This is a genomic window from Pseudomonas sp. PGPR40, assembly GCF_022014505.1.
GTDB lineage: Bacteria > Pseudomonadota > Gammaproteobacteria > Pseudomonadales > Pseudomonadaceae > Aquipseudomonas.
In genome coordinates this window covers 127448-153091 of the sequence record NZ_JAKLSP010000015.1, presented here as the reverse complement: position 1 = coordinate 153091, position 25644 = coordinate 127448, and the positions used below count along the sequence as shown (strand labels likewise).

General features: G+C 57.5%; 27 protein-coding genes. 9 read left to right on the top strand and 18 right to left on the bottom strand.

The genetic code is table 11. The annotated features are described in order from the left end of the window. Nucleotides 1-203: 203 nt before the first annotated feature. From glpD to MEB48_RS14980, 4 genes are all read right to left on the bottom strand, one after another. Nucleotides 204-1742: a glycerol-3-phosphate dehydrogenase gene (glpD, locus tag MEB48_RS14995; RefSeq protein ID WP_237884926.1), complete on the bottom strand. Its 1539-nt coding sequence runs from the start codon at nucleotides 1740-1742 to the stop codon at nucleotides 204-206. A gap of 325 nt (nucleotides 1743-2067) precedes the next feature. After that, nucleotides 2068-2823: a DeoR/GlpR family transcriptional regulator gene (locus MEB48_RS14990; RefSeq protein ID WP_095051342.1), complete on the bottom strand. Its 756-nt coding sequence runs from the start codon at nucleotides 2821-2823 to the stop codon at nucleotides 2068-2070. Between the two features lie 95 nt (nucleotides 2824-2918). Next, entirely contained in the window at nucleotides 2919-4424 is a 1506-nt protein-coding gene (glpK, locus tag MEB48_RS14985) for a glycerol kinase GlpK (RefSeq protein ID WP_237884925.1), read from the bottom strand. A gap of 76 nt (nucleotides 4425-4500) precedes the next feature. Beyond that, complete coding sequence (locus MEB48_RS14980) at nucleotides 4501-5352, bottom strand: MIP/aquaporin family protein (RefSeq protein WP_237884932.1); 852 nt, start codon at nucleotides 5350-5352, stop codon at nucleotides 4501-4503. 371 nt (nucleotides 5353-5723) lie between these two features. Here MEB48_RS14980 and ybaK point away from each other — a divergent pair, with 371 nt between their 5' ends. Together ybaK and MEB48_RS14970 are read left to right on the top strand one after the other, a co-directional pair. Beyond that, nucleotides 5724-6194: a Cys-tRNA(Pro) deacylase gene (ybaK, locus tag MEB48_RS14975; protein WP_237884924.1), complete on the top strand. Its 471-nt coding sequence runs from the start codon at nucleotides 5724-5726 to the stop codon at nucleotides 6192-6194. 109 nt (nucleotides 6195-6303) lie between these two features. Then, nucleotides 6304-7086 carry a PhzF family phenazine biosynthesis protein gene (locus tag MEB48_RS14970; protein WP_237884923.1) on the top strand — a complete coding sequence of 261 codons (783 nt, stop codon included), beginning with the start codon at nucleotides 6304-6306 and terminating at the stop codon, nucleotides 7084-7086. A 126-nt stretch (nucleotides 7087-7212) separates the two neighbouring features. Here the strand turns inward: MEB48_RS14970 and MEB48_RS14965 are convergent, their stop codons facing one another. Further along, complete coding sequence (locus MEB48_RS14965; RefSeq protein WP_237884922.1) at nucleotides 7213-8322, bottom strand: ABC transporter ATP-binding protein; 1110 nt, start codon at nucleotides 8320-8322, stop codon at nucleotides 7213-7215. Continuing rightward, on the bottom strand, nucleotides 8319-9239 hold the full coding sequence (gene argF, locus MEB48_RS14960) for an ornithine carbamoyltransferase (protein ID WP_032830187.1): 921 nt from the start codon (nucleotides 9237-9239) through the stop codon (nucleotides 8319-8321). The genes MEB48_RS14965 and argF overlap by 4 nt, the downstream gene beginning before the upstream one ends. Before the next feature lie 404 nt (nucleotides 9240-9643). Between argF and MEB48_RS14955 the strand changes: the two genes are divergently transcribed. The 3 genes from MEB48_RS14955 (at nucleotide 9644) to grxD (ending at nucleotide 12616) form a co-directional block, all read left to right on the top strand. Then, nucleotides 9644-9934, top strand: a complete 291-nt coding sequence (locus MEB48_RS14955) for a hypothetical protein (RefSeq protein WP_237884921.1) — start codon at nucleotides 9644-9646, stop codon at nucleotides 9932-9934. 134 nt (nucleotides 9935-10068) lie between these two features. Beyond that, nucleotides 10069-12177, top strand: a complete 2109-nt coding sequence (locus MEB48_RS14950) for a molybdopterin oxidoreductase family protein (protein ID WP_237884920.1) — start codon at nucleotides 10069-10071, stop codon at nucleotides 12175-12177. 97 nt (nucleotides 12178-12274) lie between these two features. Next, nucleotides 12275-12616: a Grx4 family monothiol glutaredoxin gene (gene grxD, locus MEB48_RS14945; RefSeq protein ID WP_007898513.1), complete on the top strand. Its 342-nt coding sequence runs from the start codon at nucleotides 12275-12277 to the stop codon at nucleotides 12614-12616. Nucleotides 12617-12813: 197 nt separating this feature from the next. On the opposite strand, the gene bfr is transcribed toward grxD, so the two are convergent. Both bfr and MEB48_RS14935 read right to left on the bottom strand, forming a co-directional pair. Next, nucleotides 12814-13287 carry a bacterioferritin gene (gene bfr, locus MEB48_RS14940; RefSeq protein ID WP_030128200.1) on the bottom strand — a complete coding sequence of 158 codons (474 nt, stop codon included), beginning with the start codon at nucleotides 13285-13287 and terminating at the stop codon, nucleotides 12814-12816. Nucleotides 13288-13485: 198 nt separating this feature from the next. Then, entirely contained in the window at nucleotides 13486-13704 is a 219-nt protein-coding gene (locus tag MEB48_RS14935; RefSeq protein WP_237884919.1) for a bacterioferritin-associated ferredoxin, read from the bottom strand. Between the two features lie 316 nt (nucleotides 13705-14020). Between MEB48_RS14935 and MEB48_RS14930 the strand changes: the two genes are divergently transcribed. Next, nucleotides 14021-14623, top strand: coding sequence for a peroxiredoxin (locus MEB48_RS14930; protein ID WP_007898510.1), 603 nt, complete (start codon nucleotides 14021-14023; stop codon nucleotides 14621-14623). 76 nt (nucleotides 14624-14699) lie between these two features. On the opposite strand, the gene rnt is transcribed toward MEB48_RS14930, so the two are convergent. Both rnt and pyrC read right to left on the bottom strand, forming a co-directional pair. Further along, a complete protein-coding gene (rnt, locus tag MEB48_RS14925; RefSeq protein ID WP_007898509.1) occupies nucleotides 14700-15377 on the bottom strand; it encodes a ribonuclease T in 678 nt (225 codons plus the stop codon). After that, on the bottom strand, nucleotides 15374-16420 hold the full coding sequence (pyrC, locus tag MEB48_RS14920) for a dihydroorotase (RefSeq protein ID WP_237884918.1): 1047 nt from the start codon (nucleotides 16418-16420) through the stop codon (nucleotides 15374-15376). Before pyrC ends, rnt begins: the two co-directional genes overlap by 4 nt. A gap of 158 nt (nucleotides 16421-16578) precedes the next feature. Between pyrC and MEB48_RS14915 the strand changes: the two genes are divergently transcribed. Together MEB48_RS14915 and MEB48_RS14910 are read left to right on the top strand one after the other, a co-directional pair. Continuing rightward, nucleotides 16579-17487, top strand: coding sequence for a flagellar protein MotY (locus tag MEB48_RS14915; RefSeq protein ID WP_237884917.1), 909 nt, complete (start codon nucleotides 16579-16581; stop codon nucleotides 17485-17487). A gap of 129 nt (nucleotides 17488-17616) precedes the next feature. After that, nucleotides 17617-18834: an argininosuccinate synthase gene (locus MEB48_RS14910; protein WP_017738284.1), complete on the top strand. Its 1218-nt coding sequence runs from the start codon at nucleotides 17617-17619 to the stop codon at nucleotides 18832-18834. Nucleotides 18835-19009: 175 nt separating this feature from the next. Here MEB48_RS14910 and MEB48_RS14905 read toward each other — a convergent pair whose 3' ends face one another. Next, nucleotides 19010-19591, bottom strand: coding sequence for a hypothetical protein (locus MEB48_RS14905; protein ID WP_237884916.1), 582 nt, complete (start codon nucleotides 19589-19591; stop codon nucleotides 19010-19012). A gap of 553 nt (nucleotides 19592-20144) precedes the next feature. On the opposite strand from MEB48_RS14905, the gene MEB48_RS14900 reads away from it, so the two are divergent. Next, nucleotides 20145-20771, top strand: a complete 627-nt coding sequence (locus MEB48_RS14900) for a response regulator transcription factor (RefSeq protein WP_237884915.1) — start codon at nucleotides 20145-20147, stop codon at nucleotides 20769-20771. Between the two features lie 91 nt (nucleotides 20772-20862). On the opposite strand, the gene MEB48_RS14895 is transcribed toward MEB48_RS14900, so the two are convergent. The 7 genes from MEB48_RS14895 to MEB48_RS14865 all read right to left on the bottom strand — a co-directional run bounded on the left by MEB48_RS14895 (nucleotide 20863) and on the right by MEB48_RS14865 (nucleotide 25558). Further along, nucleotides 20863-21042, bottom strand: a complete 180-nt coding sequence (locus MEB48_RS14895; protein ID WP_030128194.1) for a PA3496 family putative envelope integrity protein — start codon at nucleotides 21040-21042, stop codon at nucleotides 20863-20865. Nucleotides 21043-21150: 108 nt separating this feature from the next. After that, the gene (gene nth / locus MEB48_RS14890; protein WP_237884914.1) at nucleotides 21151-21789 is read right to left on the bottom strand and encodes an endonuclease III; all 639 of its coding nucleotides are present in this window, start codon (nucleotides 21787-21789) and stop codon (nucleotides 21151-21153) included. Between the two features lie 25 nt (nucleotides 21790-21814). Further along, nucleotides 21815-22405 carry an Rnf-Nqr domain containing protein gene (locus MEB48_RS14885; protein ID WP_237884913.1) on the bottom strand — a complete coding sequence of 197 codons (591 nt, stop codon included), beginning with the start codon at nucleotides 22403-22405 and terminating at the stop codon, nucleotides 21815-21817. Next, nucleotides 22398-23009 (bottom strand): RnfABCDGE type electron transport complex subunit G, encoded by a 612-nt coding sequence (locus tag MEB48_RS14880; protein WP_237884912.1) that lies wholly within the window; start codon nucleotides 23007-23009, stop codon nucleotides 22398-22400. Before MEB48_RS14880 ends, MEB48_RS14885 begins: the two co-directional genes overlap by 8 nt. After that, the gene (locus MEB48_RS14875) at nucleotides 23006-23998 is read right to left on the bottom strand and encodes an RnfABCDGE type electron transport complex subunit D (protein WP_237884911.1); all 993 of its coding nucleotides are present in this window, start codon (nucleotides 23996-23998) and stop codon (nucleotides 23006-23008) included. Before MEB48_RS14875 ends, MEB48_RS14880 begins: the two co-directional genes overlap by 4 nt. Then, complete coding sequence (rsxB, locus tag MEB48_RS14870) at nucleotides 23985-24992, bottom strand: electron transport complex subunit RsxB (protein WP_237884910.1); 1008 nt, start codon at nucleotides 24990-24992, stop codon at nucleotides 23985-23987. The genes MEB48_RS14875 and rsxB overlap by 14 nt, the downstream gene beginning before the upstream one ends. Then, nucleotides 24989-25558: an Rnf-Nqr domain containing protein gene (locus MEB48_RS14865; protein WP_237884909.1), complete on the bottom strand. Its 570-nt coding sequence runs from the start codon at nucleotides 25556-25558 to the stop codon at nucleotides 24989-24991. The genes rsxB and MEB48_RS14865 overlap by 4 nt, the downstream gene beginning before the upstream one ends. Nucleotides 25559-25644 lie beyond the last annotated feature (86 nt).

Sequence of the window (25644 nt, the reverse complement as noted above, 5' to 3'; positions counted from 1 at the left end):
ATGAAAGGTGTGTTTTCCCAGGTCGATGGCGGCAATAGCTACTTTCATGGCAACGGTCTCCGATAGGCCCCCTGCGAAAGCTTAGTGGGCAATCGCAGGGGGACGGGGGTAGCCATTTCATTAGTTGATCAATGGTGTTCTCTAGAATGCAAAAAGCCCCTGAGCCTTTCGATTCAGGGGCTTTGCTTCAACCGGATTCCCGATCAGGCCGCTTCGATCTTGCTGCGGTTCTGTTCGACCTTGTTCAGGTAATCCTTGAGCTTTTGCTGTTCCGCCGGGGTAGTGAACAGCCCAAGCTTTGTGCGGCGCCATAGAATGTCGTGGGCGGTGGTCGCCCACTCTTCGCTGCACAGGTAATCGACTTCGCGGGTGTAGAGACCGCCGCCGATGTGTTCGCCCAGATCGCTGAGGCTTTCCACGCCTTCGAGCATGCGCCAGGTGCGGCTGCCATAAGTGGTGGCCCAACGTCGGGCGATCTCGGTAGGTACCCAGTCGAACTGGTCGCGGATCCGCGAGCTCAAGGCCTGCGGTGTGGTCATGTCTTCACCGCCGGGCAGGGTGGCGCTGGCGGTCCAGCTTGGCTTGATGTGCGTGAAGTACGGGGCCAGTTGCGCCAGCGCTGACTCGGCCAGTTTGCGGTAGGTGGTCAGCTTGCCGCCGAACACTGACAGCAGCGGCGCTTCTTCGCCGCTGCCGGATAACGCCAGGGTGTAGTCGCGGGTGACGGCCGACGGGTTGTCGGACTCGTCGTTGCACAGCGGACGAACGCCGGAATAGCTGTGCAGGATGTCGTCGCGGCTGAGTTGCTTCTTGAAGTGGGCGTTGACCACTTTGAGCAGGTAATCGGTTTCGCCTTCGGTGATCGCAACGTTCGCCGGATCGCCGGTGTACTCGCGGTCGGTGGTGCCGATCAGGGTGAAGTGGTTCAGGTACGGAATGGTGAACACGATGCGCTGATCTTCGTTTTGCAGAATGTGCGCATGTTCGCCTTCGTACAGTTTTGGCACGATCAAGTGACTGCCCTGGATCAGGCGGATGCCGTATGGCGATTCCATCTTCAGGTCGTCACGAATGAACTTGGCGACCCATGGGCCAGCAGCGTTGACCAGTGCCTTGGCGCGGATCGAAAACAGACTGCCATCGGCGCGTTCCAGGTGAAGATCCCACAGGCCCTTGGTGCGACGGGCACTGACGCAACGGGTTTGGGTATGGACGTGAGCGCCTTTCTCGCGGGCGGCCATGGCGTTCAGTACGACCAGGCGGGCGTCATCGACCCAGCAGTCGGAATATTCGAAGCCTTTGGTGATTTCACTTTTCAGGGCGCTGTCCGGACCGAACTTCAGGCTTTTCGAGCCTTCGAGTTTTTCTCGTTTGCCGAGGTGGTCATAAAGGAACAGCCCGGCGCGGATCATCCAGGCCGGACGCAGGTGCGGGCGGTGCGGCAGTACGAAACGCATTTGCTTGACGATGTGCGGCGCCTTGGCCAGCAGCACTTCGCGCTCGGCGAGGGCTTCGCGCACCAGGCGGAATTCATAATGTTCGAGGTAGCGCAGGCCGCCGTGGATCAGCTTGCTGCTGGCAGAGGAGGTGTGGCTGGCGAGGTCATCCTTTTCGCAAAGGAACACCGAAAGACCGCGACCGGCGGCATCCGCTGCGATTCCCACGCCATTGATCCCACCACCAATGACGGCGATATCGTAAACCTCGGCGAGAGGGGGCGTAGGCAAGGTGGAAGTGGGCATCGGCTGGCCTCGGGCTTTTTGATTTCTATATTTGAATTCGAACATTGATGTTCATTTGCGAAAATATTAGCTCATAAAGACGCCCGCAGCCAGTGAGCTTCGATTGAAAATACTGATCAAAGGGCGATTAAAGGAAAATTTACGAACATTTAGAGGTGCGGCGGAGCGCAGGAGGTGTGTTGCGAGTGCGGCTGTCATCGCGGGCAGCTCGCTCCCACAAGGTTTGCGCAATTCTTGTAGGAGCCAGGCTTGCCGGCGAAGGCGTACTCAAGGGCGCCTTCGCCGGCAAGCCTGGCTCCTACGGGTTGTTTAACCGCCCCAGCGGTTAAACAACCTCCAACCGAATCTTGTGCTGGCTCAACAACTGCCCCAAGGCCGGCGAAGGCTGCTGATCGGTGACCAGGCAATCGATCAGGCTGATCGGCCCCAGGCGAATCATGGCATTGCGCCCGAATTTGCTGGAGTCAGCTGCCAGAATCACCTGCCGGGCATTGGCGATGATCGCTTGGGATACCCGCACTTCCTGATAGTCGAAGTCCAGCAGGCTGCCGTCTTCATCGATGCCACTGATGCCGACCAAGGCGAAATCGACCTTGAACTGGTTAATGAAGTCGACGCTGGCCTGACCGACCACGCCCCCGTCACGTCGTACGTTGCCACCGGTCAGCAGCACGTCGAAGTCGTCTTTGGCGCTGAGCATCGAGGCCACATGCAGGTTGTTGGTGATGATCTTCAGGTGATTGTGGTTGAGCAATGCCCGAGCGATGGATTCGGTGGTGGTGCCGATGTTGATGAACAGTGAGGCGTGATCGGGAATCTGAGCGGCAATGGCTTCGCCGATGCGCTGCTTTTCATCGCGCATCTGATCGGCGCGCATGGCGTAGGCGGTATTTTCGACGCTGGAGTCGTAGGCTGCGCCGCCGTGGTAGCGACGCAGCAGATTCACTTCCGCCAGTTGATTGATATCGCGGCGGATGGTTTGCGGTGTAACGACGAACAGCTGAGCCATTTCCTCGATGCTGACATAGCCGCGCTCGCGGACCAATTCGAGGATTTGCTGCTGACGGGGAGGCAGATTCATGGGGCTTCCTTTGGGCTGCCGTGCAAAATTTGCCCATGATGCCGCAGGAATCCGCTCCCTACCAGTTACAACCAGATACGAGTCCGGTCCCAGGCTTATTCAGCACCCTCGTGCGGTTCCCAATCGCGGGTGCGGCTGACGGCTTTTTTCCAGCCCGCGTAGAGTTTTTCCTTCGCGGTTTCGTCCAGCGTCGGTTCGAATTCGCGCTCGATCACTGCCTTGCCGCGCAACTCGTCCAGGCTGCCCCAGAAGCCACACGCCAGACCCGCCAGGTAAGCCGCGCCCAACGCTGTGGTTTCGCGCATTTGCGGACGCTCGACCTGAGTGCCGAGAATGTCGGCCTGGAATTGCATCAGGAAGTTGTTCGCGACCGCGCCGCCATCCACCCGCAGGGACTTGAGGCGTTCGCCGGAATCTTGCTGCATGGCGTCCAGAACGTCGCGGGTCTGGTAGGCAATCGACTCCAGCGCAGCACGAATGATGTGATCCACGCGAACGCCGCGAGTCAGGCCGAACAGTGCGCCACGGGCATACGGGTCCCAATATGGAGCGCCCAGACCGGTGAAGGCCGGCACCAGATACACACCATTGCTGTCCTTGACCTTGTTGGCGAAGTATTCGGTGTCGTGGGCGTCGTTGATGATTTTCAACTCGTCACGCAGCCACTGCACGGTGGAGCCGCCGTTGAACACTGCGCCTTCCAGGGCGTAGGCCACTTCGCCACGGGGGCCGCAAGCGATGGTGGTGAGCATGCCGTGTTTGGATTTCACGGCTTTGTCGCCGGTGTTCATCAGCAGGAAGCAACCGGTGCCGTAGGTGTTTTTCGCCTGGCCTGGTTCGACACACATCTGGCCGAAAAGGGCCGCCTGCTGGTCGCCGGCGATACCGCCAATGGCGATGCCACTTTTGGTGTGGCCGTAGATCTCGGACGAGGATTTAACCTCCGGGAGCATCTCGCGCGGGATGTCGAGGACTTCCAGCATCTTCGCGTCCCACTCCAGTGTGTGGATGTTGAAGAGCAGGGTACGTGAGGCATTGGTGTAGTCGGTGACGTGCACCTTGCCGCCGGTAAATTTCCAGATCAGCCAGCTGTCGACGGTGCCGAACAGCAGTTCACCCTTGCGCGCGCGCTCGCGGCTGCCTTCGACGTTGTCGAGGATCCACTTGAGTTTGGTGCCGGAGAAGTATGGGTCGGTAACCAGGCCGGTGGTGTCGCTGATGTATTGCTCGTGGCCATCGCGCTTGAGCTGCTGGCAGATTTCGGTGCTGCGGCGGCACTGCCAGACGATCGCATTGTAGATCGGGCGGCCGGTGGTCTTGTCCCAGACCACGGTGGTTTCGCGCTGGTTGGTGATGCCGATAGCCGCGACCTGATCGTGATGCAGGCCGGCTTGAGCCAGGGCCTCGACCATCACGGCGCTTTGGGTGGCGAAGATTTCCATCGGGTCATGTTCGACCCAGCCGGCTTGCGGGTAATGCTGCGCGAATTCGCGCTGGGCGGTGCAGACCACATTCGCATCACGGTCGAAAATGATCGCGCGGGAGCTGGTCGTACCCTGATCGAGGGCAATGATGTAGTTCTTATTCTGAATGTCGGTCATGTCGATTGCCTTGGACGAAAATTAGGAAGTGAGGTCAGGCGCGAGACCACATGGGCAGGATCACGCGCCAACGGTTTCAAGACGTTCTTGGTTTGCCGTCAATGGCTGGTGTTGCCTCCTTTGTAGCAGGTATGGCGCTGGGCAGATGACGGGCAATCAGCCCGCGATAAGCTGCGGCACCGAGGCAGGCACCCACAATCGGTGCAAAAATCGGGATCAGGAAGTACGGGATATCGCGCCCGCCAGTGAAGGAAATTTCACCCCAGCCTGCGAAGAAAGTCATCAGTTTTGGACCGAAGTCGCGGGCCGGGTTCATCGCGAAACCGGTCAGCGGGCCCATCGAGCTGCCAATCACGGCAATCAGCAAGCCGATCAGCAGCGGCGCCAGCGGCCCTTTGGGCAGACCATTGTTGTCGTCGGTCAGCGACATGATCACGCCCATCAGGATGGCGGTGATGATCACTTCAACCAAAAAGGCCTGGGCTGTGGCCAGGGCAGGGTTCGGGAAGGTGGAGAACACCGAAGCCAATTCAAGGCTGGCCTCGGTGCCACGAACCATTTGGTGAGTTTGTTCGAAATCGAAGAAAAGATTGCTGTACAGCGTGTAAACCAACAAGGCCCCGCAGAAGGCGCCAGCCACTTGGGAGAAGATATAGAAAGGCAGTTTGCGCTTTTCGAAGTCAGCGAAAATGCTTAGCGCGATACTCACGGCAGGATTGAGGTGCGCGCCGGAAACGCCGGCGGTGAGATAGATCGCCATGCTGACGCCCACCCCCCAGATGATGCTGATTTCCCACAGCCCGAAGCTGGCACCCGCCACCTTGAGCGCGGCAACGCAGCCGGTACCGAAAAAGATTAGCAGTGCAGTACCCAGAAACTCGGCCATGCATTGGCTCGAGAGCGACGGTTGTTGTAAAGCAGTTGTCATTGAAAACCTCTTTTTTGTTGTTGTCTGGCGCTTATTCATCAAAGTCAAAGCGCGATTTTCACCAAGGCAAGGATCCCCATCCTGTGCTCGGCTTACTGCTGGGTGCTGCGGTGAGACATTCGTGCAGTATTCAGATTCGAAAAAATATAGACAAGAAACGCTGCTGTCAAAGGTCGAAAGTGAACTGTCGGTCACATTTAAACTATTAGTCTCGTGAATGACCGAGTCGTTCATCGGGCCGACAGACCGTAGACGAACGGCAGAAAAGCTCGGCCAAGCCTTTGAAATGGCGCTGCAATCGAGCCTTTTATCGATCAATGCCCTAGAATCCTGAGCAGTATTTTTCTTCTGCCGCCAAGCTTGGAGCTGCTATGACCCCCGCATTGGATTTGTTGAAAAAAGTTCGTGCCGAACATCGCGTGCACAGTTACGAACATGATCCGAAGGCCGCGTCCTATGGTCTGGAGGCTGCGGAAAAACTGGGATTGGACCCGGCTCAGGTGTTCAAGACATTGCTGGCGGCCAGCGAAAAGGGGGAATTGTTGGTGGCGGTGGTACCGGTCGTCGGAAGTCTGGACTTGAAGGCGCTGGCGCATGCCGCTGGGGTGAAAAAAGTCGAAATGGCTGATCCTGCCGCCGCGCAACGTTCGACGGGGTATCTGTTAGGCGGCATCAGTCCGCTCGGGCAGAAGAAGCGCCTGCGTACCTTTATTGACGGTTCAGCCCGGCCTTTTTCCAGCATCTTCGTCAGCGCCGGACGGCGCGGTCTGGAAGTTGAACTGGCGCCCGCCGTGTTGGCCGAACACACCCAGGCGAAGTTCGCCGATATCGGTCGCGCCTGAGCAGAAGAACCTTTGACCTGGCGCTGTATGGTGAAAATTGCTGCGTTCTGTCACTGGTGAAGGGCTGTCCATGACTGCATGCTCGGCGATCTGAAAAAGGAGAGGTTTCATGGAGCTTGAGTTTCATCAGGTCGACGCGTTCAGTGACCGTCCGTTCAGTGGCAACCCGGCGATGGTGTACCGGCTCGATACCTGGCTCGACGATGAGTTGATGCAAAAAATCGCCGCCGAACACAACCTCGCCGAAACCGCATTTCTGGTACGTGAGGGTGCCGTCTGGCACATCCGCTGGTTTACCCCGACCACCGAAGTTCCGTTATGTGGCCATGCGACTCTGGCCAGCGCCTATGTTCTGTTTGAAATTTATCAGGAGCCGGTCGAACGGCTGGACTTTATCTGCAAGTCCGGCCCGCTGAGTGTCAGCCGTGAAGGCAAGCGCTTGTGGCTGGATTTCCCGGCCATCGTGCCGACAGAAGTGGACGTGACCCAGGCTGTCGAGCGCGCCTTGGGTGTGAAAACAGTCGAAGTGCTGGGTTCGAAAGAATTGTTCGTGGTGCTGGAGTCCGAGCAAGCGGTGCTCGATTGTCAGCCGGACATGGTTGCGCTGGCAAAACTGCCGTGGCTGGGTGCCATTGTGACGGCCAAGGGCAGCAAGCATGATTTTGTGTCGCGCTACTTTGCTCCGGCAATCGGCATCAACGAAGACCCTGTGACTGGGTCGACCCATTGCAGCCTGATTCCGTACTGGTCGGAACGCTTGAGCACGTCGAGTTTGACGGCTTATCAGTGTTCAGCGCGAGGCGGGGAGTTGTTCTGCCAGCTGGAAGGGGATCGAGTGAGTATTGGCGGGAATGCGACGCTGGTCGCAAGTGGCAGATTATTGCTCGGATGATTTTTTTGTAGGAGCGAGCGGTGCGGCGATCCGACTTGCCCGCGAAGGCGTCGTGTCAGTCAACATCATCATTGGCTGACACTATGTCTTCGCGGGCAAGCCTCGCTCCTACACAGATTCTGTTGTTCAGCTAGCGCTGCTGTACCGCCGAACACCGGATTCGATCACCGGAATCTGCGCCGCCGTGCTGCCGTTTGCCTGGAACAGCACCAGGTGTTCAGCCGCCACCCGAATGCCTACTTCAGCACCGACCAGATGATCGGCATGACTCGGGAAGATCGACTCCAGCTGTGCGCCCGTCGGCAATTGCAAGCGGTACAGGGTTGATGCCCCCTGGAAGCTCTTGCCAACAATCTGCGCCCTCAGTGGGCTGTCCGGCGCATAGACGATATCGTCCGGACGCAACAACACATCCACGGCACAACCGATTGGCCAGGTGTAGGCACGGTTACCGCGCAATTCACCCAACTCGGTCTGCACCGACTCCGGGCTGCTTAACTGACCGCGAATGAAGTAACCCTGGCCAATGAAACTGGCTACGAATGGCGTCAGTGGTTCGTGATAGAGGTTGTAGGGCGTGTCCCACTGCTCCAGGCAACCTTCCTTGAAAACGCCCACATGGTCGCTGACCGCGAAGGCTTCTTCCTGATCGTGGGTCACCAGAATCGCACTGGTGCCACGAGCCTTGAGAATGTCACGAACCTCATGGCTGAGCTTGCGTCGCAGTTCGCCGTCGAGGTTGGAGAATGGTTCGTCGAGCAACAGCAGTTGCGGTTCCGGGGCCAGGGCACGGGCCAAAGCCACACGTTGCTGCTGGCCACCGGACAGTTCGTGGGGGAAACGCTTGCCGAGGTTTTTCAGGTTGACCAGTTCGAGCAGTTCTTCGGTGATGCGATCCTTTTGCGGGTGCTTGCGGATTCCGAAGGCGATGTTCTCGGCCACGCTCAAGTGCGGAAACAGTGCATAGTCCTGAAACACCATGCCGATCCGGCGTTTCTCGGGAGCAAGGGTGAAGCCAGCGCTGGAGATGGTCTCGCCCGCCAGCTGGATTTCACCTTCGTGCACCGGTTCGAAACCGGCAATTGCCCGCAGGGTGGTGGTTTTGCCGCAGCCTGAAGACCCTAGCAGGCAACCGATATCGCCGGCATTCAAATGCAGGTTGAGATTCTGCACGACCCGCTGATTTTGATAACCGCACGCCAGGTTGCGCAGGTTCAGCAGTAAGGTCTGGCTCATGCGTGGTGGTACGAAGGCGGGACGAGGAATTCGAGCAAGGCCTTTTGTGCGTGAAGACGGTTTTCGGCTTGATCCCAGGCCACCGAGCGCGAATCATCGAGCAGATCCAGGCTGATTTCCTCGCCACGGTGGGCCGGCAGGCAATGCATGAACAGCACGTCTGGCGCGGCCAGGTCGAGCAGGGCACGGTTGACCTGGAAGGGTGCGAACAACTTCAGGCGCTTGGCAGTTTCCTCTTCCTGGCCCATGGAGGTCCAGACGTCGGTGCTTACCAGATGCGCGCCGCGCACGGCTTCCTGAGGATCGCGGACGATGGTCACCCGATCGCCGGCTTTAGCTACGAACTCTGGGTTTGGCTCGTAACCTTCCGGGCAGGCTATACGCAACTGGAAGTCGAACTGGATCGCCGCTTCTATATAGCTATTGCACATGTTGTTGCCATCGCCGATCCAGGCCACGGTCTTGCCTTGAATCGAACCACGGTGTTCGAGGAAGGTTTGCATGTCGGCCAGCAACTGGCACGGGTGCAGGTCATCGGACAGGCCGTTGATCACCGGCACGCGGGAGTTGGCGGCGAATTCGGTCAGGGTGCTATGGGCAAAGGTACGGATCATCACCGCGTCGAGCATGCTCGACATGACGATGGCGCAGTCGCCGATCGGCTCGCCGCGGCCCAATTGGGTATCGCGTGGCGACAGGAAGATCGCCTGGCCGCCGAGCTGGATCATGCCGGCTTCGAACGAGATACGAGTGCGGGTCGAGGACTTCTCGAAAATCATCCCCAGGACGCGGTTCTTCAAAGGCTCGAACAGTACGCCGCGGTTACGCAGGTCCTTGAGCTCAACGCCTCGACGGATCACGCTGACCAGCTCTTCGGGCGTGCAATCCATCAGGGAGAGAAAGTGCCTTGCGCTCATCATTGACTACCTTTTTGCAACAGACCGCAGATACTCAAAGCCTTGTTTAACTGAAAAACGGGCGAGACCTGCGGCGTAAGCCGCACGGGGCGACGAAATAGGGGAAGGCGCGATATTGACATTAAATGTCGCGTCATGCCAATGGGCTACGGTGTTTAGAGGATTTCAGAGAGGCTACGGGTGAACGCAGTAGCGCTTTTGAAGCCTGTTTCCTGACAGCAGCTGTCCATTTGTACACCGGGCTCGCCGGGCTTGGCAATCAAACAGGGCGCGGGGGACACGCTGGCGGTCGGTTTCGACCTGTCATTTGAGCCTTTGGTGGGCAATGTGTCTTGTCCGAAACATTTGCTAAAGCAAAGTGCTGGGTTATAACTAGAGCACGAGCGACGCAGGAAGCCTTTAGAATGGAATCGAAAGAACAGCTGTTAATGGAACTGCTCGGCCTCACGGCACGTTCTCTGACCCACCTCACTGCTTCCATGACCTCGATGTCTTTCGAGTTGTTGCGCAGTGAAGACGAGGTCACCAAGGCGGCGGGTCGGCGCATGATCGACCGCATGGCCACCATCAGCGGCGGGCTCGACGATCATTGGCGACTGATCGGCGAGCTCACCGGCGTGCATGTTGGCCACGAGCAGATCGAAACCATCGAGGAGATCCAGTTGCAGGCGCCGCCGAGTCTGCCATCGAACTGATCCCTTGCTGCCATCGGCTGGCCTGATGGTCGCCAATTCACAAGACGAACGTCGCTGGCAAAGGGGCGAGTCGCGCGCCATAGTTTTTCTCCCGCGGCCGACATTGCCCGCCCAGAACAAAACAGAGACTGGCCATGACCAAGACTCTCCATCACCGTGCGTGCCATCTGTGTGAAGCTATTTGCGGCCTGACCATCGAAACCACCGAGGTCGACGGCAGCGGCATACAGATCACATCGATCAAGGGTGATCCTCAGGACACCTTCAGCCGCGGGCATATCTGTCCCAAAGCGGTTGCCCTGCAAGACATTCAGAACGATCCGGATCGCCTGCGTCAGCCGATGTTGCGAGTGGGCAGCGAATGGCAGCCTATCGAGTGGGAAGATGCTTTCAGTCTTGTTGCCGAACGCCTGGCGGAGATTCAGGAACGTCACGGGCAGAATGCGGTGGCGGTTTATCAGGGCAACCCCAGCGTGCACAACTACGGGTTGATGACCCACAGCAATTACTTCCTTGGCCTGTTAAAAACCCGTAACCGGTTTTCCGCGACCTCGGTCGATCAGTTGCCCCATCATCTGACCAGTCATTTGATGTACGGCCACGGCTTGCTCTTGCCGATCCCGGATATCGATCACACCGATTTCATGCTGATCCTGGGCGGCAATCCGCTGGCCTCCAATGGCAGCATCATGACCGTGCCGGATGTGGAAAAGCGCCTCAAGGCGATTCAGGGCCGGGGCGGCAAAGTGGTGGTGGTCGATCCGCGTCGCAGCGAAACGGCGGCGATTGCCGATCAGCATCTGTTCGTGCGCCCCGGTGGTGATGCGGCGCTGTTGTTCGGGCTGCTCAATACGTTGTTCGCTGAAGGCCTGACCCGCGACAGTCATTTGCCGGTCGATGGCCTGGATGAGGTGCGTGAGGCGATCGCAGGTTTCACCGCCGAGGCCATGAGCCCGCTGTGCGCGGTGCCCGCCGAGCAGATCCGCCAATTGGCGCGCGACTTCGCGGCAGCGCCGACAGCGGTCTGCTACGGCCGCATGGGCGTTTCGACCCAGGCTTTCGGCACCTTGTGCCATTGGCTGGTGCAATTGATCAATCTGGTCACCGGCAACCTCGACCGGGTGGGCGGTGCGTTGTGCACCGAACCTGCGGTGGATCTGGTGGCGTCGACCTCAGGCGGGCATTTCAATCTTTGGCAGAGCCGGGTGTCCGGGCGTCCGGAGTACGCTGGAGAACTGCCGGTATCGGCGCTGGCCGAAGAGATGCTCACCGAAGGGGAAGGGCAGGTCCGCGCGCTGATCACCGTGGCGGGGAATCCGGTGCTATCCACGCCTAATGGCCGACAACTGGAACAGGCACTGGACGGATTGGAGTTCATGGTCAGCATTGACCTGTACATCAACGAAACCACGCGTTATGCCGACCTGATTCTGCCGTCGACTTCGGCACTGGAAAACGATCATTACGACACCACGTTCAACATGTTCGCAGTGCGCAACGTCAGCCGTTTCAACCGGGCGATTCTCCCCAAGCCCGAAGGCGCGCTGCATGACTGGGAAATCTTCGTGGGGCTGGCCAAAGCTTTTGCGGTGAAGACCGGCAAGGAATTGAAGCCGACTATCGCGCCAGCGCAGATGATCGACCGAGGGCTGCGGATGGGGCTGTATGGCGACGCTTCGGAACACAAGTTGTCGCTGGCGACCTTGTTCGATCATCCTCACGGTATCGATCTGGGCGCGCTTAAACCCAACCTGGCGCCACGCCTGAAAACGGCCAATCAACGAGTCCAGGCAGCGCCTGTCGAGATCCTCGCCGACCTGACGCGTTTCGCGGCCTTACAAGCCCCGGCCGCTGATGAGCTGCTGATGATCGGTCGCCGCCATGTGCGCAGCAACAATTCATGGATGCACAACTATCATCGTCTGGTAAAGGGCAAGCCGCGCCATCAACTGCTGATGCATCCGGACGATTTGGCCAGCCGCGGACTCAGCGATGGGCAACGGGTACGTGTCAGTTCGCGGGTCGGCGTGATCGAGGTTGAAGTGATCGCCAGCCTGGATATGATGAAAGGTGTGGTCAGCCTGCCTCACGGTTGGGGTCATGCGCGACCGGGTGTGCAGATGACGATTGCCAGTGGCCAGCCGGGTTCCAGTGCCAATGATCTGACTGACGAATGTCAGCTCGATGAGTTGTCCGGCAATGCAGCATTGAATGGCGTACCGGTGACCGTGGCGGCGGCGTGAACATGTCTGTCGGGGAGGCCGAGCATGGCGCTCGGGTTTCCGTTACAATGCGCCACCGTGCCGACCACTGAGTCGGAAAGTTCAGCCGAGGTGCTCCATGGATATCATCGAAACGATTAAAGAGCAGATTGCCAACAACACCATTCTGCTTTACATGAAAGGCTCGCCGAATGCCCCACAGTGTGGGTTCTCCGCGAAAGCCGCTCAGGCTGTCATGGCCTGTGGTGAAAAGTTTGCCTATGTGGACATCCTGCAGAACCCGGAAATCCGCGCCAACCTGCCAAAGTACGCTAACTGGCCAACTTTCCCGCAACTGTGGGTCGGTGGTGAGCTGGTCGGCGGTAGCGACATCATGACCGAGATGGCTGCAGACGGTTCGTTGCAAGCGACGATCAAAGCCGCTGTTGAAGCTGCTGCTGCCAACAAGACCGACGCCTGATTCGCTGTGTGTGGGAGCGGGCTTGCTCGCGAAGACGGTACAACATTCAACAGATAAGTTGACTGACCTACCGCTTTCGCGAGCAAGCCCGCTCCCACATTTGTTCTAGGGTGAGCCCGAAATTCGGTCATTAAAAAGCCCCGCCTCTTTAAAAGAGGGCGGGGCTTTTTATTGCATCGCGATTAGCGGCGTAGCATTTACTCTTCGCCCATCTGCGATTGCAGATAGTTCTCAAGACCGACCTTATCGATCAGGCCCAGTTGGGTTTCCAGCCAGTCGATATGTTCTTCTTCGGATTCAAGAATGTCTTCGAGCAGTTCACGGCTACCGAAGTCACCGACGCTTTCGCAGTGAGCGATAGCGACTTTCAGGTCGGCATGGCCGTCGCGTTCGATCTTCAGATCGCACTCAAGCATTTCCTTGGTGTGTTCGCCGATGTGCAGCTTGCCCAGGTCCTGGACGTTTGGCAGGCCTTCAAGAAACAGAATGCGCTTGATCAGCTTGTCAGCGTGCTTCATCTCGTCGATGGATTCGTGGTACTCGTGCTTGCCGAGCTTGTTCAGGCCCCAATCTTCGTACATGCGGGCATGCAGAAAGTATTGATTGATCGCGACCAGCTCATTGGCAAGGATCTTGTTGAGATGCTGGATGACTGTAACGTCGCCTTTCATGATGGGGGTCCTGCCCTAAGTAACTGTCTATAAAGCAGAGTTTGAGCCGGGTAATTAAGGGTGTCAAACCTAAGTTATTGAAACTTATATGAAAATTAATCGGAATAAGAATGTTTGTGTTCCGCGTCTAGTGCCTAAGCAATTGATTTTCAGGCATAAAAAACCGGACATCAAGTCCGGTTCTTTGAAATACGATAGTTATGCGGCGGTAAATTCTGCGGGATAGGGGATCGCCGCTTGAGCCGATTGCAGTTTGCCCAGGGTTTCGCGCACCACTTCCTTGGCCAGGCAGGCGCATTTACCGCATTGGCTGGCAACGCCGGTGGCCTGACGGACTTCTTTATAGCTGCAGCAACCTTCATAGATTGCATCGCGGATTTGACCGTCGGTGACGCCAGTGCAGAGGCAGACATACATAAGTAAAAACCGTCGCTGGTTGTGACTCAATTGCGATGGATCTTAATGTTAACGAGAATGATTGTCAAAGTGGTTTCTGAAAGCTTTTCGTCATAAGGGGCTGTGACTGACGAACGGCCTCTTTTCATGCCTTCCCTAAGGAAAATATAGCAGTGACCTTTTTACCAGCCAGCAAAAAACCGTTAAGGACAGGCTAAAAACGCGGTGTATGATGGTCGGCCTTTGCGAAGGGGGTTCGTGTCACAGGGCTGTCGCCCGAAGGTGGCAGGCTGATACGAACCCTGCACTTCACCGTTTTTACACCAGGAGATATCCAATGAGCGTACTCGTAGGCAAACAAGCCCCTGACTTCACCGTACCGGCCGTACTCGGCAATGGCGAAATCGTAGACAGCTTCACCCTGTCCTCGGCCATCAAAGGCAAATACGGCCTGGTGTTCTTCTACCCACTGGACTTCACCTTCGTTTGCCCGTCCGAGCTGATCGCTCTGGACAACCGCATGTCTGACTTCAAGGCACGCAACGTGGAAGTGGTAGCTGTTTCGATCGACTCGCACTTCACCCACAACGCCTGGCGCAACACCCCGGTCAACAACGGTGGTATCGGCGAAGTTCGCTACACCATGGCGGCCGACCTGAAGCACGAAATCGCCAAGGCCTACGACGTTGAGTCCGAAGGCGGCGTGGCTTTCCGTGGCGCATTCCTGATCGATGACAAAGGCGTTGTCCGCTCGCAGATCATCAATGACCTGCCGCTGGGCCGTAACATCGAAGAGCTGATCCGTCTGGTCGACGCTCTGCAATTCCACGAAGAGCACGGCGAAGTTTGCCCTGCCAACTGGAAAAAAGGCGACAAAGGCATGACCGCTTCCACCGAAGGTGTTGCGGCTTACCTGACCGAGAACGCTGCTGCGCTGTAAGGCCTGTTCGAGGCATAAAAAAACCGGCTGATGAGGCCGGTTTTTTTATGGGCGGGATAAACCGATCAATGACGGATCAGTCGTTGTAATCTTCCCAGCCGCCCATTTGTTTCCAGCGATTGACGATGCCGCAGAACAGGTCTGCCGTCTTCTCGGTGTCGTAGCGGGCCGAGTGGGCCTCGCGACCGTCGAAGTCGATATCCGCTGCCTGGCAGGCCTTGGCCAATACGGTTTGACCGTAGGCCAGACCGGCGAGGGTCGCCGTGTCGAAGCTGGAGAACGGATGAAACGGGTTACGTTTCATGTCCAGGCGCGCGACAGCAGCGTTGAGGAAGCCCAGGTCGAAGCTGCTGTTGTGCCCGACCAGAATCGCCCGTTTGCAGCCGTTGGCCTTCAGAGCCTTGCGCACACCGCGAAAGATATCGGTCAGGGCCGCTTCTTCACTCACGGCCATGCGCAGTGGGTGATCGAGCTTGATTCCGGTGAATTCCAGGGCTGCCGCTTCGATGTTCGCGCCTTCGAACGGTTCGACCCGGAAGAAATAGGTGTGCTCAGGGTACACAAAGCCTTTTTCATCCATGCCGATCACGGTGGCGGCGATTTCCAGCAGGGCATCGGTGGCCGAGTTGAAGCCACCGGTTTCTACGTCGACAACGACCGGCAGGTAACCACGGAACCTGGCTGCCATTGGATGGCGGGAACCGCCTCCGCCGCCATTACCGTCCTGTTCATCGTCGAAATGGTCTTCACTCACGCGTGTTCCTCCAGCAGGCGCCAGCGCAGTTTTTCACCGGCGCGCAGCGGGATTACGGTCAGCTCGCCAAACGGCAGGCTGGTTGGGGCGGTCCACTCATCGCGGACCAGGGTGATGCGATCGGTGTTCGCCGGCAGGCCGTAGAAACGCGGGCCATTGAGGCTGGCGAAAGCTTCGAGCTTGTCCAGCGCGTTGCGCTGTTCGAAGGCTTCGGCATACATCTCGATCGCGGCATAAGCGGTGTAGCAACCGGCACAGCCGCAAGCCGCTTCTTTGGCGTGCTGGGCATGGGGCGCCGAGTCGGTGCCGAGGAAGAACTTCTCGCTGCCACTGGTGGCGGCGTCGAGCAGGGCTTCCTGGTGGGTATTGCGCTTGAGGATCGGCAGGCAATAGAAGTGCGGCCGAATCCCGCCCACCAGCATGTGGTTGCGGTTGTACAGCAGGTGATGCGCGGTGATGGTTGCGCCGACGTTGGCCGAAGCCTCGTTGACGAACTGCACCGCGTCGGCGGTGGTGATGTGTTCGAACACCACTTTGAGGGTCGGGAAACGCTCGACCACACGACGCAAGTGCTCATCGATGAAGATTTTTTCGCGATCGAAAACGTCGACATCGCCACGGGTGACTTCACCGTGAACCAACAAGGGCATCCCGACGTCGGCCATGGCCTCCAGTGCAGGGAAAATCTTGTCGATGCTGGTAACGCCAGAGTCCGAGTTGGTGGTCGCGCCGGCCGGGTACAGCTTGGCGGCGTGAACGAAGCCGCTGGCCTTGGCTTCACGAATTTCTTCGGGTTGAGTGCGGTCGGTCAGGTACAGAACCATCAGTGGTTCGAAACGGCTGCCGGCCGGGCGTGCGGCGAGAATCCGCTGGCGATAGCCATTGGCTTCAGCAGCGTTGCGTACCGGCGGTACCAGGTTGGGCATGATGATGGCGCGACCAAAGGTGCGCGCGACATCCGCGACGGTATTGGTCAACACAGCACCATCGCGAAGATGAATATGCCAGTCGTCGGGACGCAGCAGGGTCAGGCGGTCGGACATGAGGGGATTCCAGGCGGGTCAAACTCAGGGGAATGCTACCGGAAAAGACACTTCCAGGCACTCGCTATCAAGTTTTACGGCAAGCTTCCGATACCCAAACAGGTATGCCGTAAATATGTGTGTCGGTCTTTTTGTTGCAGAAGCCAGTGGAGCCTCCCGTGCGCCAGCGTTATTTAGCCTTGCTCAGTGTGTTTGCCAGCCTTCCTGCGATGGCGCTCACTTTCCAGACTCGCCTGGAGAGCATCGAGTGGACGGTTGAAGGTGACAAGTTCGAATGCCGCCTGACTCAACCGATCACTGATTTCGGCTCGGGTGAGTTTGTGCGTCGTGCAGGGGAGCAGGCGACATTTCGTCTGAAGGCCTACAACGCAATGATCGGTGGCGGTTCCGCGACCTTGCTGGCAGCCGCTGCGCCATGGCAGCCGGGACGTGGCGACATCAACCTGGGCACGGTGCGAATCGGCAGCGGCAACGTGCTGTTCAACAGCTCGCAAGTTCAGGCCGGGCGCCTGATCAACGGTTTGATGGACGGTCGCAGCCCGGTCGTTCGACACTCATCGGGCGACGGTCGGGTATCTGAAATCCGTCTGCTGCCAGTCAAATTCAGCCAGGCCTACAGTGACTACCAGGGGTGCGTGGCCAAGTTGCTGCCGCAGAATTTCGAGCAAGTGAAGCAATCCGAAATAGGCTTTCCGGGGGAGGGCATTGATCTCGACACTCAAGCCAAGGTCCATTTGCAAGTGATGCTGGAGTTCATGAAAGCCGATCCGACGGTCAACCACATTGAGCTCGACGGCCATTCCGACAACAGCGGCAACCGCCTGACCAACCGTGAACTGTCACGACGCAGGGCGCTGGCCGTGATGGATTTCTTCAAGGCCAACGGTATCCAGGAATCGCAGATCACCCTGCGTTTCCATGGTGAGCGCTATCCTGTGGCACCGAACAACAATGCCGCCAATCGGGCGAAGAACCGTCGAGTCGCCGTACGCCTTGAACGGGTGGCGCCAACTGAGCAACCGCCGTCTCAAGCCACCGCTTCCGCGGGCAGCGCGAAGGCGTCCTGAACCGGCTGAAATCGTCGCTCGCTCGACATAATCTGTCGCTTCGTCGTCATAAGCTGTCGCGCCTCTGTAAATTATTCTGCATGAGCGGTAGACTTGACGGCTTTCCGTAGAACCCCGTGGAGTGATGGCATGGCGGACGTAAACAAGGTCGTTCTGGCGTATTCCGGCGGCCTGGACACTTCGGTGATCCTCAAGTGGCTGCAGGATACTTATAACTGTGAAGTAGTGACCTTCACCGCTGACCTGGGTCAGGGCGAAGAGGTCGAACCGGCCCGCGCCAAGGCACAGGCCATGGGCGTAAAAGAAATCTACATCGACGATCTGCGTGAAGAATTCGTGCGCGATTTCGTGTTCCCGATGTTCCGCGCCAACACCGTTTATGAAGGCGAGTACCTGCTGGGTACTTCCATTGCTCGTCCGTTGATCGCCAAGCGCTTGATCGAAATCGCCAACGAAACCGGCGCTGATGCCATTTCCCACGGCGCGACCGGCAAGGGCAATGACCAGGTTCGTTTCGAACTGGGCGCCTACGCCTTGAAGCCAGGCGTGAAAGTGATCGCTCCGTGGCGCGAATGGGATCTGCTGTCCCGCGAGAAGCTGATGGATTATGCCGAGAAGCATGCGATTCCGATCGAGCGTCACGGCAAGAAAAAATCCCCGTACTCGATGGACGCCAATTTGCTGCACATCTCCTATGAAGGCGGCGTGCTGGAAGACACCTGGACCGAGCACGAAGAAGACATGTGGAAATGGACCGTCTCCCCGGAGAACGCTCCTGATAAACCGCAGTACCTGGAGCTGACCTACCGCAACGGCGATATCGTCGCACTGGACGGCGTCGAAATGACCCCGGCCACCGTGCTGGCGACCTTGAACCGTATCGGTGGCGAACACGGTATCGGCCGTCTCGACATCGTCGAAAACCGCTACGTCGGCATGAAGTCCCGCGGCTGCTACGAAACTCCAGGCGGCACCATCATGCTGCGTGCTCACCGTGCGATCGAATCGATCACCCTGGACCGCGAAGTGGCTCACCTCAAAGACGAGCTGATGCCTAAATACGCCAGCCTGATCTACACCGGTTACTGGTGGAGCCCAGAGCGTCTGATGCTGCAACAGATGATCGACGCTTCCCAGGCTCATGTGAACGGCGTAGTGCGCCTGAAGCTGTACAAGGGCAATGTGATCGTCACTGGTCGCAAGTCTGACGAGTCGTTGTTCGACGCCAACATCGCGACCTTCGAAGAAGATGGCGGCGCCTACAACCAGGCCGATGCGGCGGGCTTCATCAAGCTCAACGCCTTGCGCATGCGTATCGCGGCGAACAAAGGCCGGAAGCTTTTCTGAGACCTTTGAGTCGGTAATGGATGTGTGGCCTTGTTGATGACAAGGCCACACATCTGAAAGGGGGGCTGCTGCATATTGCGTTTCGCTTTTTTCTTGTTTCTGCTAACCGTTCCTTCTGCTTCCTGTCCTTGAGCTTGCTTCAAGGGCTGTCTTCTGATGTGCGACAGTTCAATACCTAGCCCATAATCGTCACGCCCTGTGAACTCAAGTTGTAAGAAATACAGAATGTTGCGCTGTTCTGTTTCTTTATTTGTTTCCAATGTTTGAGTGTGTTGTCCTTCAGTAATTTATCCGAGTCGGCACACGTGAGAAATACGATCACCTGTGCAGGGTTATCCGGAGGGTGCTGAATACTCTCCATCAGGGCGCTGAGCGCCATTTTTTTGCGTACCCACCGTGCATCAACGATGTGCAGATCCTTTAGGGAAGCAGGCAGGTGCACATGGTGTGGGGCTGAGCTTTCAGGCGTTACCTTGGGTGGACTGTTTCCCGAGTGATCAGCGTTGTCCATGACTTTTATGAAGTGTTTTCCCTTCTCGAAATCGGAGGGCGCGTAAAGCGACCGATAGTTGAAGTTGAGTGTGATGAAGAATAGGAAAAGTAAATAAAAGGGGAAGCTGATCAGGAACCAAACATAAAGCTCTCTTTCCTCATCATCGAGAAAGGGGAGGGATACAGCAGCCGAAGTTTCAGATAAGGCTGCAAAAATGGCGATGATTGTCATGGGGTTGGTAATTCTTTTTCTGAGTTTTATCATGTTTTCTGCTCATGAAGTATTGTACTTTCTCGATTGGTTTGCGGGAGGGTAATAACTGATGTGTAAGTTTTTTCTATTGTATTTAACTGCTTTTTTGCTCTGGTAGTGATGGTTGCTATAGTAGCTGTGTTGTTGTCGGGTCGGGTATGGCGGTTTGTTTATTTTAGATTAATAAGAAGTGTATTGTTGGTGAAGTGTTACGATGTGTGAACTTTTTTGGTTGTTGAGTCAGGTTGCGGAGAGTGCTGGTAAATGCCCGTTACTTTTAAGAGTAGCTCAATAGTCGATGTATGTTGGATTGTTGGCGTCAAACCTTGGATTTGTGTTTTTTTGTTGTAAGGCGATACAAAAAAATGTCGGAGCGCTGAACAGTGTTGGACCAGTAACATCTCTGGCTCTTGGTTTGGCAATGATTTTTTGTAGGAATAATCCGTGTTGTTTGTAGGCTATGTCTCTCGCTGCGAGTGGCCGGGGGTGACGGCATGCCATGGGTGAAACGACTAGGCTATGGTGCGGGCTCTAAAAATTCGAACAGCGAAAATTGGACTTGCCCATGAATAAAGTGCTGATCGTGGATGATCACCCCGTCATTCGTCTTGCGGTACGTATGCTAATGGAACGTCATGGCTACGAAGTCATTGCAGAAACAGATAATGGTGTGGACGCATTACAACTTGCCCGTGACCTGATGCCGGATATTGTTATTCTGGATATTGGAATACCGAAACTGGATGGGTTGGAAGTCATCGCGCGCCTGACATCAACGACGATGCCTCTAAAAGTACTGATATTGACTTCCCAGGCGCCAGGACACTTTTCCATGCGCTGCATGCAATCGGGTGCCGCCGGATATGTCTGCAAACAACAGGATCTCACCGAGTTGCTCAGTGCAATAAAAGCCGTACTGTCAGGTTACAGCTACTTTCCAAATCAGGCTCTGCATACCGTGCGTTCCAGTCTTGGGAACGCCAGTGAAGCTGATATGGTGGATCGTTTGTCCGGGCGAGAGATGATGGTCCTGCAACAGTTGGCCCGAGGAAAGACAAACAAGGAGATCGCCGATGGAATGTTCCTCAGCAATAAAACCGTTAGTACTTACAAGACTCGTCTTCTATTAAAGCTCAATGCTCGCTCACTGGTCGACCTGATCGAATTGGCCCAACGTAATGGCCTGGTCTGATGCTGCCAGCGTTTGCCGAGGCGCGATGAACGGGCGTTTATCAGGGGTCGGCACTTAGTAAAAAGCCTCCGTTTCGGGAGGCTTTTAAGTGTCACAAGTCAAAATCGTAATCGGCCAATTGCTTCTGCAGTCGGCGCTCCTCCAGCATATTGTCGATGGTGCGACGTTTGCTCAGGTTGGTCTTCGCCACTTCCACTACCGGCTCAGCGTCATCGGCCTCAACGGGAGTGAAGTCGTCTTCTACGTCCAATTGCTCTTTGCCAGTGCTCATAAGGTTAACTCCAGGCTAAGGCTGCCCTTTGGCGCTCCTTATATCGACAATTTCCCGGCGGGTAAAAAAGATTTTTTCAATCGATCAATCAAAAAAACTAAAAGCGCCTCAATCGTCCGAGGTCTTTTGCTTGTATTCGCACAAGTCCTCGATCCTGCAACTGCCACACCGCGGCTTGCGGGCCAGACACACGTAGCGCCCATGGAGAATCAGCCAGTGGTGAGCGTCGAGCAGATATTCCTTCGGCACGAATTTCATCAGTTTCTGCTCCACCTCGACCACATTTTTGCCCGGAGCAATGCCGGTACGGTTGCTGACCCGGAAAATATGGGTGTCCACAGCCATCGTCAGCTGACGAAAGGCTGTATTGAGCACCACGTTGGCGGTCTTGCGACCGACGCCGGGCAAAGCTTCCAGCGCCTCACGGCTCTGCGGCACTTCACCGCCATGGCGCTCCACCAGCAAGCGACAGGTTTCGATCACGTTTTTCGCTTTGCTGTTGAACAGGCCAATGGTCTTGATGTACTCCGACAGCCCTTCGACGCCCAAGGCATGAATCGCCGTTGGCGTATTGGCCACCGGGAACAGTTTGGCGGTGGCCTTGTTGACGCCGACATCGGTCGACTGCGCCGAGAGAATCACGGCGATCAGCAATTCGAACGCCGAGGAATAGGCCAGTTCGGTCTTCGGTTCAGGGTTGTCTTCGTGAAACCTGCGGAAAATTTCAAGACGTTTTGCGGCATTCATGGGCGATGCGTTTCCTCGAAGGCGGTCAATGTGAGGTCGCTGGGCGGCGGGTCCAGGCCTGATGTGCGGCGATCAACAGTCCCAGCAGAATAAACCCGCCAGGGGCCAGTGTTGCCAGATGCAGGCCGCCGTCGACGATCAGCGTCCAGCCTTGCCAGTCCGGCTGCGTGGCACTGGCCAGCCAGGACAGATGACTACCGAGTGTCCCGTTGCCGATGAACTCGCGCAGTAGGCCCAGGCCCACCATCAAGGCGCCGAACAGGCCACACAGACGCAGTCGATCACGCCGTGGGCTCTGGAAAAAACCGTTGTGTTCCAGCACGACGCATTGCAAGGCGATCAATCCGGTGTAGAAACCCAGATGCTGGTGCCATTGAAGCGACCAGGCTTGCGTGGCGAGCTCCGCGCAACTGGTCAGCGTGGCGGCCAGCAAGAGGCAGGCAAGCAAATGTGTTGCCGGAATCAGTCGCGAGCGCAAGACGCCCATGCTCACACCGTAAGCGCTGAGCACCAGGGCGAACATCAGCCACAGGCCCAAAGCCGTTACCAATGAATCAGTGACGCCGATCAACGGCGTAAGCATCAGCGAGTTCTGCAGGGTCGATGACTTATTCATGAGCGCTGCTCCCGATCAGCGGTTGCCGGTGTTCATCGAAGTAGCGCAGTGCGTCATGGGTGGTATTGATCACCGCTCTTGAGGTGATGGTCGCGCCAGCGATCTGATCGAACTGCCCTTGGTCCTTTTTCAAGGCCCAGCCATTATCACTGGGGTCGGTCAGGGATTTACCGGTAAACACCTGAAGCCAGGCATTGGGCCAGTCGGCGAGCTTGCCGCCCAGTCCTGGGGTTTCCGATTGCTTGAGGGTTTTGACCCCCACTAGCTTGCCTTGGGGGTCGATGGCGATCAGCAACTCAATGGAGCCGGCATAGCCCAATGTCTGACTACGCAGCAACACAACGCTCGGTTGGCCAGCCTTGGACGCCAGGTAGCCCCCCAGCAGCGTACTGTTGGCCAGGCGAGTGCTTTCGAGGCGGAGGGGATGCTCCAGTGGCTGATTGTCGTAGCTGCCGGGCGGTAGCAGATCCAGTAACTGGCGGCTGTCGATCAGGCGTTGTTCGGCGGCAATGCGCGCGGCGCTGGTGTGCTGCACGAGGTAGGTCGCGCCCATCCCCAGGCCCGCCAGCACTACCAGAATCACAACGCTCGTCGTTCGGCTCATGGGGCAACTTGCTCCTGTCTGGACGCGGCAAACCGCTCCAGCGCCGGTACACAGAGGTTCATCAGCAAAACCGCAAAGGCCAGCCCGTCCGGATACCCGCCCCACGTCCGAATCAGGTAAGTCAGTAACCCCACGCCTGCGCCGAACAGTAATCGGGCAGTGGGGCTTTTCGGGCCGGATATCGGTTCCGTCACGATGAAAAAGGCACCGAGCATGCTTGCGCCGGTAAGCAGATGAAACAGTGGCGAGCCATTTGAGTCGGAGCCCGTACCGTTCCAGCACAACAGGCTGATGACGAACAGGCTGGCGAGCATGCCGACCGGCGCATGCCAGCTGAATACCCGCCGCTGCAACAGAAACGCACCGCCCGCCAGAAACGCCAGGTTGACCCATTCCACGCCTCGGCCGCCAAAACGGCCGAGTGCTGGATTGCCGGCGAACAGTTCTTCCATGGTCAGGCTTTTGTTGATTCGCAGACTGTCCAGCGCCGTGGCCTGGGCCCACGCATCGGGTGCCTGGCCGAAGCTGAAGCCGAACACCTGTTGCATCCCACCGAACAAATCCATGCCATGGGACGCCGGCCAATGGGTCATTTGCTGGGGAAACATCACCAGCACCAGCGCGAAACCGAGCATCGCCGGATTGAACGGATTCTTGCCGACGCCGCCATACAAGTGCTTGCCGAAAAACAATCCGAACGCCGCAGCACTGACTGTCAGCCACCACGGACAATAAGGCGGCAAGGCCAGCGCCAACAGCGTCGCACTGACCAGCGCACTGCCGTCGCTCACCGTCGGTTTTACCGGTTGCTTGCGCAGCTGCAATACCGCCGCTTCTACAGCCAGCGCGGTAGCCGCCGCTAGAATCAGGTTGATCAACACCCCCCAGCCGTACAGCCAGAACAACATCAGCATCCCCGGCACAGTGGCCAGCAATACCAGCTTCATGGCCTGCTGAAGGCGTTCGTCCACCGATTCAAGGGGCAGCATAAGCCTCCACCTGGCGCTCGGCTTCGCTGAGCGCACGTTGTAACGCTTCGATCTGTTCGGCCGGCGCTTCGTTTGTTTGCGCTTTCTTGAGTTCGGCGCGGCGCATGGCCAACTGAATCTTCGCCCGTTTCAGCTCGGCATCTTTGGCCGGAACAGGCGGCGCAAGCATCACAGGTACATTGGTTTCCAGTTGCGCCAGTGCCTGTTCGGCGGCTTCGAACTGCTGTTGCAGCACGATCAGTTGCGATTGCTGTTCGAAGGTTGGCGGATGCCCAAAAGCCTTGAGCGATTTGTTCAGCTGCGCCCGACTCATCGCCAGATCGACCTTGGCCTTTTTCAGTGCCGCATCGGCATTGGCGGCCTTCTGTGCGCGGACGCGCTCGAGTGCGGCCTGAACCGGGTCGAGCGCTACTTCGCTGGGCTGCGCAGCACGTTGGGCGCGGGCCTGGCGTTCGGCGAGTTTCTGTTGCTCTTCGCGATGCAGTCGGGCATTTCGCTGTTCGAAACGGCGTCGCGCGTGATTACGCTTGGCGGCCCGGGCCTGTTGTTCCTCCAGGCTGAACGCCAGCCCGCCGACAATCGGCAGCACCGTGGCCAGCGGTAACGGATGCATCTCGATGCAATCCACCGGGCAGGGCGCCACGCAGAGGTCGCAACCGGTGCATTCGTCGACGATGACCGTGTGCATGAATTTCGCCGCGCCGACAATGGCGTCGACCGGACAGGCCTGAATGCACTTGGTGCAGCCGATGCATTCGGCTTCGCGGATGTAAGCGATCTGTGCCGGTGCCGAACCGCGACTGACGTCCAGTTCCAGTACTGGCACTTTCAGCAGGTCGGCCAGGGCGGCGATGGTTTCGCTGCCGCCCGGTGGGCACTTGTTGATCGGCTCGCCGCTGGCAATGCCTTCGGCGTAGGGTTTGCATCCGGGGTGGCCACACTTGCCGCATTGGGTCTGCGGCAAGAGGGCATCGATGCGTTGAATCAGACTCATGTTTTGATCAGCCCGCTGAATCCGAGAAAAACCACCGCGATCAATCCGGCGCCGATCAATTCGATCGGCAGGCCACGAAAGGGCAGGGGGATATCGTTATCGAGTGTGCGCTGGCGCAAGTCGCTGAACAGACTCAGTACCAGCCAGAAACCCAGCCCGGCGCCAAGGCTCAGGGCTATGGCGTAAAAAATTCCCTTGTCGTCTTGAGCGTTGAGCAACGTCAGCCCAAGCACCCCGGCATTCCCCAGCAGCAGGGGCCAGAGGCCATCGAATGAAAGCGTCGCCAATAACCGTGAAAGCAGCTTCAGCAGCGGGGCGATCAGCAGAACGCTCAGCGGCAGAAACACGAACAGACGCAGCGACGTCAGCCCCAATGGCACCAGTAGCCAGTGATAGAGCGCATAGCCGAGCGTGCCGACGATCAGCATCAGGCACGTTGTCGCGATGCCCAGCGCGTGGACCTGTGGCCGCTCGCTGCCCAGCACCGGATCGATGCCCAGCGGCCAATGCAACACGAGGTTGTTGATCAGGGCAGCGCTGATAAGCGTAAGAAGCAGTTCGGTCATGATCGTGCCGGCAAAAAGAGGCCTGTCTAACAAGGTTAGGCATTATCCGGCAAGGAAGGAGGGTGGGCCAGACATGAAAATCCCAC

What these genes read in the sequence shown, in the direction of transcription:
- MEB48_RS14935 (WP_237884919.1), bottom strand. Translation starts at nt 13,704, where the DNA reads ATGTATGTCTGCCTCTGCACTGGCGTCACCGACGGTCAAATCCGCGAT.
- MEB48_RS14905 (WP_237884916.1), bottom strand. Translation starts at nt 19,591, where the DNA reads ATGATAAAACTCAGAAAAAGAATTACCAACCCCATGACAATCATCGCC.
- MEB48_RS14865 (WP_237884909.1), bottom strand. Translation starts at nt 25,558, where the DNA reads ATGACCGAACTGCTTCTTACGCTTATCAGCGCTGCCCTGATCAACAAC.
- MEB48_RS14880 (WP_237884912.1), bottom strand. Translation starts at nt 23,009, where the DNA reads ATGAGCCGAACGACGAGCGTTGTGATTCTGGTAGTGCTGGCGGGCCTG.
- MEB48_RS14885 (WP_237884913.1), bottom strand. Translation starts at nt 22,405, where the DNA reads ATGAATAAGTCATCGACCCTGCAGAACTCGCTGATGCTTACGCCGTTG.
- MEB48_RS14950 (WP_237884920.1), top strand. Translation starts at nt 10,069, where the DNA reads ATGACCAAGACTCTCCATCACCGTGCGTGCCATCTGTGTGAAGCTATT.
- MEB48_RS14875 (WP_237884911.1), bottom strand. Translation starts at nt 23,998, where the DNA reads ATGCTGCCCCTTGAATCGGTGGACGAACGCCTTCAGCAGGCCATGAAG.
- MEB48_RS14990 (WP_095051342.1), bottom strand. Translation starts at nt 2,823, where the DNA reads ATGAATCTGCCTCCCCGTCAGCAGCAAATCCTCGAATTGGTCCGCGAG.
- glpK (WP_237884925.1), bottom strand. Translation starts at nt 4,424, where the DNA reads ATGACCGACATTCAGAATAAGAACTACATCATTGCCCTCGATCAGGGT.
- MEB48_RS14970 (WP_237884923.1), top strand. Translation starts at nt 6,304, where the DNA reads ATGGAGCTTGAGTTTCATCAGGTCGACGCGTTCAGTGACCGTCCGTTC.
- rsxB (WP_237884910.1), bottom strand. Translation starts at nt 24,992, where the DNA reads ATGAGTCTGATTCAACGCATCGATGCCCTCTTGCCGCAGACCCAATGC.
- ybaK (WP_237884924.1), top strand. Translation starts at nt 5,724, where the DNA reads ATGACCCCCGCATTGGATTTGTTGAAAAAAGTTCGTGCCGAACATCGC.
- argF (WP_032830187.1), bottom strand. Translation starts at nt 9,239, where the DNA reads ATGAGCGCAAGGCACTTTCTCTCCCTGATGGATTGCACGCCCGAAGAG.
- nth (WP_237884914.1), bottom strand. Translation starts at nt 21,789, where the DNA reads ATGAATGCCGCAAAACGTCTTGAAATTTTCCGCAGGTTTCACGAAGAC.
- bfr (WP_030128200.1), bottom strand. Translation starts at nt 13,287, where the DNA reads ATGAAAGGCGACGTTACAGTCATCCAGCATCTCAACAAGATCCTTGCC.
- MEB48_RS14900 (WP_237884915.1), top strand. Translation starts at nt 20,145, where the DNA reads ATGAATAAAGTGCTGATCGTGGATGATCACCCCGTCATTCGTCTTGCG.
- MEB48_RS14910 (WP_017738284.1), top strand. Translation starts at nt 17,617, where the DNA reads ATGGCGGACGTAAACAAGGTCGTTCTGGCGTATTCCGGCGGCCTGGAC.
- MEB48_RS14955 (WP_237884921.1), top strand. Translation starts at nt 9,644, where the DNA reads ATGGAATCGAAAGAACAGCTGTTAATGGAACTGCTCGGCCTCACGGCA.
- MEB48_RS14930 (WP_007898510.1), top strand. Translation starts at nt 14,021, where the DNA reads ATGAGCGTACTCGTAGGCAAACAAGCCCCTGACTTCACCGTACCGGCC.
- MEB48_RS14980 (WP_237884932.1), bottom strand. Translation starts at nt 5,352, where the DNA reads ATGACAACTGCTTTACAACAACCGTCGCTCTCGAGCCAATGCATGGCC.
- grxD (WP_007898513.1), top strand. Translation starts at nt 12,275, where the DNA reads ATGGATATCATCGAAACGATTAAAGAGCAGATTGCCAACAACACCATT.
- MEB48_RS14965 (WP_237884922.1), bottom strand. Translation starts at nt 8,322, where the DNA reads ATGAGCCAGACCTTACTGCTGAACCTGCGCAACCTGGCGTGCGGTTAT.
- glpD (WP_237884926.1), bottom strand. Translation starts at nt 1,742, where the DNA reads ATGCCCACTTCCACCTTGCCTACGCCCCCTCTCGCCGAGGTTTACGAT.
- MEB48_RS14895 (WP_030128194.1), bottom strand. Translation starts at nt 21,042, where the DNA reads ATGAGCACTGGCAAAGAGCAATTGGACGTAGAAGACGACTTCACTCCC.
- pyrC (WP_237884918.1), bottom strand. Translation starts at nt 16,420, where the DNA reads ATGTCCGACCGCCTGACCCTGCTGCGTCCCGACGACTGGCATATTCAT.